Raw genomic sequence first — 3,769 nt, 5'->3', positions numbered from 1 at the left:
GTATTGAGAGCGCCTACTTAATAACCTGAAGAAAAAAGCTCAAGCTTTTGGTTTAGAACTCACTCTTATTTCTGACCCTATGCAATTGTTGAGAGTCAAGGTACTTAGTTACAAGTTATTTTAGTACCATTCATATTTAAAGATGTTATTTTTCATGAGTTTTACTATGAGTTATGGAATGAGTTTTATGAGTTTCAGAGTCTATAAGACAACTAATATTAAAAGTAATTCGCTGCAATGTTATATCTAATACAAATTTGGCTTACTTGCTCAAATAGCTTATTACTGATATTAAAATTTACAATCTATCTTAATTTTTTTATTTAAAAGTTGACTATTTTGTCAATTTGTAGGTTTTAATTCTTAATCAGAGAACGAACAATGCCCATAAAACCAACTTATCCAGGCGTTTACGTAGAAGAAATCAAGAGTGGAGTACGCACGATTACAGGCGTATCTACCTCTATTACTGCCTTTATTGGTCGCGCCTTACGAGGCCCTGTAGACGAGCCGATTACTATTAACAGTTATGGCGACTTTGAACGCATTTTTGGCGGATTGTGGCTGAATAGTACCCTTGGCTATGCTCTACGAGATTTTTACCTCAACGGTGGTAGCCAAGCAATTATTGTCCGACTCACTCACTCTAAGCTGAAACAAGCAGAAGTTCAAACTCCAGCAGAAGGTCAAACTCCAGGGGAAACTGAACCCACAGCTAAGAAAGCACAACTAAATGTGAATGGTCTTAACTTAGAAGCAGCGAATGAAGGCAGTTGGGGAAATGCTTTGAAAGTGCGGATTGAATATGTAGATACTAATGTCAGACGTGACGCAAATGAGCAAAAACTATTCAACATTACAGTTCTGGATCAAAATACAAGTCAATTAGAAGTATTTCGCAACGTATCGGTGCTGCCAAATCATCCAAGACGAGTAGATAAAGTTTTGTTGAATGAATCTTATTTCGTTCGATTTAGAGATGAATCTCTGCCAACAGACAGACCAGCTGCTCATGCTCAACCCGCACCTGATAAAAGATTGTGGGATGATAATAACGATACAAATACCAAAGCGGAACCAAACAGCGGTGCGGATGGTGACGATCTAGATGTGAACGACTTCACAGGGACAAATAAAGAAGCAAATAAACAGGGTCTTTACGCTTTAAATAAAGCCGACCTGTTTAATATGCTTTGTATTCCGCCTTATAAAAACGATGGCAATATAAATTATGACTCTTTAGTCGATCAAGCAGCAAAATTTTGCCAAACCCGACGAGCATTTTTTATCATCGATCCGCCCAGTACTTGGACTGATAAGGATAAGGCCAAAGCTGGTATTCAGAACGACCTTGGTGAACCAACTAGTTATGCTGCTGTTTTCTTTCCTCGAATCAAGCAACCAAATCCTTTACGGGAAAATCAAATAGAAGAATTTGTTCCTTGTGGTGCGATCGCGGGTGTATTTGCTCGAACTGATGTTCAACGCGGTGTGTGGAAGGCTCCAGCAGGTACAGAAGCAACCTTGACGGGTGTACCACAATTGAGTGTACCTCTAACAGATCCAGACAATGGGGAATTGAATCCTCTAGGAATTAATTGTTTGCGAACTCTACCAGCTTATGGTCGTGTGATTTGGGGATCGCGGACGCGGAATGGAGATGACCGTCTTACGGATGAATGGAAGTATATTCCGGTTCGCCGTTTCGCACTTTTCTTGGAAGAAAGTCTTTATCGCGGTACGCAATGGGTTGTCTTTGAGCCAAATGACGAGCCGTTGTGGGCGCAAATTCGCTTGAATCTTGGAGCTTTTATGCACACTCTCTTCCTTCAAGGAGCCTTTCAAGGTCGTAAGCCGGAAGATGCTTACTTTGTGAAGTGTGATAAAGAAACAACAATCCAAAATGATATTAACTTAGGAATTGTCAATATCATTGTTGGTTTTGCTCCTCTCAAACCTGCTGAATTTGTCATTCTCAAGATTCAGCAAATAGCCGGACAAATAGCAGTTTAAGGAGAAATATATGCCTTCTATTTCAGGTAAACGTTTAGACCTCTACAAAAACTTTAAGTTTGTTGTGAAATTCGCTGGTAAAGACGTGGCAGGGGTAAGTAAAGTCAGTGGTTTGAAGCGAACCACTGAGGTCATAGAACACCGTACAGGTGGCGACCCTAGCACTGTCTATAAGTCTCCAGGACAAAGCAAGTACGATGCCATCACCTTAGAACGAGGTGTTAGCAAAGATAGTGATTTTGAACAATGGGCAAACAAAGTCTGGGCGCTTGGTGGTAGTCCAGAAGTGTCTCTGGCAGATTTCCGTAAAGATATCACTATTGAGGTTCGTGATGAAGCTGGTCAGAAAGCGACTTCATATAACATTTTTGGTTGCTGGGTTTCAGAATATCAAGCATTACCAGACTTAGATGCTAGCGCTAATGCTGTCGCTATCGAGTACATAAAGATAGAGAACGAAGGTTGGGAACGTGCTTCATGATTAACTCGGCTTAGTTAATCAAGATTTAATTGTTTAACCAGCAGAAAATTAACTATAGGACTCCTATTTGATTTTTCAAAAAGCTAAGTTAGCTAAAAGTATGCCCTATAAAGGTTTAGTTCTCAGTATACTTAGCAAGATTTAAGTAGGATTCCTATAGGTCACTGTGTTTAACTTTCCAACTCTTTTTAATCAATTTGGTTGAAGGAAACCTTTGTTAATTGGATATTACAGAAATTGCCTAGATAAGGCAGTTAGATTAAGGAGGTGCATCAGCTATGAATTCAGAAAAAAAGCAAAACATTGATGAAATCATTAATCACTTTCTTGCTAGTGCTAGTAATAATGGCAAAATTGATGAGGCTGTCTTGAATCACTTAATTGACATTAAAAAACTAGCATTAGAAGAACAAAAGAATCGAAATGAGCAGGAGATTAAAAGAGAAGAAAATATAATAAAAGTTAAACAGAATAGATTTCCCAACAATATTTTGAGTAATCCGATAACTCCGCCTATTATTGCTGCGTTTGCTGGATTTTTGACATCGACTTATGTAGCATATGTTCAGGGAGATTCTAATCTCAAACTTGAACAACTTAAGTATCAGTCCGAACTTATAGCCAATTCAACTCAATCTGAGGATCCGAAAAAAAGAACTGAATTACTCAAATTCAATATTGATGCTGGCTTAATCAGAGACCCTTATATTCTTTCCAAATTAGAGAGTTTAATACAAAAAGGTGATGTTCCACAGTCCTATGTAAGTCAAATTTTAGATCCTAATAAGTCCATTCTCCCTAAGACTTTCCCTTTACCAACAGTTAGTGATTTCAAGGGATCTCCAGGTTGCTACATTGCTGCCTATTCACGTCAGAAAATCGGACATCCAGTAGGGAACAATGTTTATGTTGTGGGTCAAGTAAGGGTTCGTGGACATTATGAGGGAAAAAATTGCGAGCCAAAAGGGTATGAAGGAAAAAAAATCGATAGTTTAGATGACTTTAAGAAATTCTTTGACCAAAAACTACCTCAAACCTGTAAGAACAAAAATTGTTGGGCAGGTAAGGAGACTGGTGGTTTTCTTGGTAATTAAATCAATGAAAGATTTAAAGCTAGTTATGGAACTCGTATTTGATTTTTGAAAATCCAAGCCAGTTAAAAATTTGCCATATAAAGAGTTCAGTTGTCAATATACTCAGCAAGACTCAAGTAGGATTTGTATATGCGATCGCTATCAGCCTCGGAACTGTTAAATATCTGGGAGTGGGGACTTA

General features: G+C 38.4%; 3 protein-coding genes. All 3 read left to right on the top strand.

What is annotated here, in order from left to right:
* Positions 1 to 381: 381 nt before the first annotated feature.
* Positions 382 to 2,013 carry a phage tail sheath family protein gene (locus ACM0OX_RS35260; RefSeq protein ID WP_414519813.1) on the top strand — a complete coding sequence of 544 codons (1,632 nt, stop codon included), beginning with the start codon at positions 382 to 384 and terminating at the stop codon, positions 2,011 to 2,013.
* Between the two features lie 10 nt (positions 2,014 to 2,023).
* Entirely contained in the window at positions 2,024 to 2,494 is a 471-nt protein-coding gene (locus ACM0OX_RS35255) for a phage tail protein (protein ID WP_414519811.1), read from the top strand.
* Between the two features lie 278 nt (positions 2,495 to 2,772).
* Positions 2,773 to 3,588, top strand: a complete 816-nt coding sequence (locus ACM0OX_RS35250; RefSeq protein ID WP_414519809.1) for a hypothetical protein — start codon at positions 2,773 to 2,775, stop codon at positions 3,586 to 3,588.
* Positions 3,589 to 3,769 lie beyond the last annotated feature (181 nt).

The organism is Nostoc sp. PCC 9305 (assembly GCF_963920915.1).
In the GTDB taxonomy this organism is placed as follows: Bacteria; Cyanobacteriota; Cyanobacteriia; order Cyanobacteriales; family Nostocaceae; genus Nostoc.
This window is presented reverse-complemented; position numbering and strand designations above follow the sequence as displayed.